This is a genomic window from Xenorhabdus sp. KK7.4, assembly GCF_963876465.1.
Classification (GTDB): Bacteria; Pseudomonadota; Gammaproteobacteria; order Enterobacterales; family Enterobacteriaceae; genus Xenorhabdus; species Xenorhabdus stockiae.
In genome coordinates this window covers 1-1,324 of the sequence record NZ_CAWNQF010000007.1, presented here as the reverse complement: position 1 = coordinate 1,324, position 1,324 = coordinate 1, and the positions used below count along the sequence as shown (strand labels likewise).

The following is a 1,324-nucleotide window of genomic DNA, read 5'->3' as shown; positions in this document are numbered from 1 at the left end:
GCGGAATTTATGGCACGAGTAGAGCCTCGAGACTACCCAGAACGCCCGATGTGCAATGACGACGAAGGTATGCTAATCGCCAGAGTGGTTGATCATATCTACCATCTGGACCGGGTAGCCTTTGCCATATTGTTAAGCCGGTATGTCTTTAATCGTTCAGATAGAGCTATTGCCCGCTATTACCATGCCATCGTTAAACCGAGAAAAATGGTACGTCGTAGCGGTCAACTGTTTTTTCGAAAACCTTCACTATCAACCTGCCGCCGTGAGATTGAAGAGATATTAAAGTCCACCGAATATTTACTTTATCAACCGTTGCAAGATGCCTTTTCGTGTCGGGAACAGAAAAGAAAAACAAAAATCTTGTCGCGAATGTGTTGACATCCTTGAGCCATTGAGCCACTATTTCAGTATATGTTGCGCTATTTGTAACCGTGACAAACAAGCCTCGCCAAGCGCGAGGTTTTTTTATGCCTGAAATAAACATAAGACTTGCTGTTGTGCTTGGTCAGAGTTACATGTGTGTTCACGCCGACTCACTGACCAAAAGGTTTAAATTATCATGCTAAAACATGAAGATATGACAACAACCGCCGCTTGTGTATTAGAAACCCTTCCCCATGATAGTTGGGTAAATGTTTCGGATGTTTACAAATTAACGGGACTCACTGAACCCCGTTGCCAATTATTATTAACGCAATTTCGTCTGGCTGGATTAATGGAAAGCCGGAACGATGATACGTTTTTCAGGCGTTGCCCTTGATGGGGCAATGTTTTACGCGGTGAAGGAAAGGTGGGTAGCATTGTACCTGCCTTTTATGCCGTGGCTTTCCAGAGAGCCAGTCAGCGTCGATAGATGGAATATATAGATGGAATATATTGTGAATTTAAGTGGTATCACATTAATTAACGACGACTCTCTGAAATTTATCAAAACCCTGCCGGATAACTGCATAGACCTGATCGCCACTGACCCGCCGTACTTTCGCGTAAAAGATTGTAGCTGGGATAATCAGTGGGCCGATGTGACGGCTTACCTTGCGTGGCTGGATGAACTACTGGCTGAATTCTGGCGGGTACTGAAACCCAACGGTAGCCTGTATATGTTCTGTGGTTCGCGTCTGGCCTCTGATACCGAGCTGCTGGTACGTGAACGATTTAACGTGTTGAACCATATCATTTGGGCGAAGCCTTCTGGCCCATGGCGCAGGCAGAACAAAGAAAGCCTGAGAATGTATTTCCCGGCTACAGAACGCATCATTTTTGCCGAGCATTATCAAGGACCTTATCATCCCAAAGGCGATGGCTATTTCAAGCAATGCCG

At 45.4% G+C, this 1,324-nt stretch carries 3 protein-coding genes; all 3 read left to right on the top strand.

Annotated elements, in window-relative coordinates; all coding sequences use genetic code 11:
- The first annotated feature begins 9 nt into the window (after positions 1-9).
- The gene (locus tag AACS90_RS03050) at positions 10-381 is read left to right on the top strand and encodes an antiterminator Q family protein (protein ID WP_193757314.1); all 372 of its coding nucleotides are present in this window, start codon (positions 10-12) and stop codon (positions 379-381) included.
- A gap of 181 nt (positions 382-562) precedes the next feature.
- A complete protein-coding gene (locus tag AACS90_RS03045) occupies positions 563-763 on the top strand; it encodes a hypothetical protein (protein WP_099109817.1) in 201 nt (66 codons plus the stop codon).
- A gap of 106 nt (positions 764-869) precedes the next feature.
- Positions 870-1,324 (top strand): DNA-methyltransferase (locus tag AACS90_RS03040; RefSeq protein WP_193757313.1); only part of this gene is annotated, 455 nt, incomplete at its 3' end.

Bases quoted from the DNA above. Each gene is read 5' to 3' on its own strand.
- AACS90_RS03050 (WP_193757314.1), top strand. From the start codon at position 10: ATGGCACGAGTAGAGCCTCGAGACTACCCAGAACGCCCGATGTGCAAT.
- AACS90_RS03045 (WP_099109817.1), top strand. From the start codon at position 563: ATGCTAAAACATGAAGATATGACAACAACCGCCGCTTGTGTATTAGAA.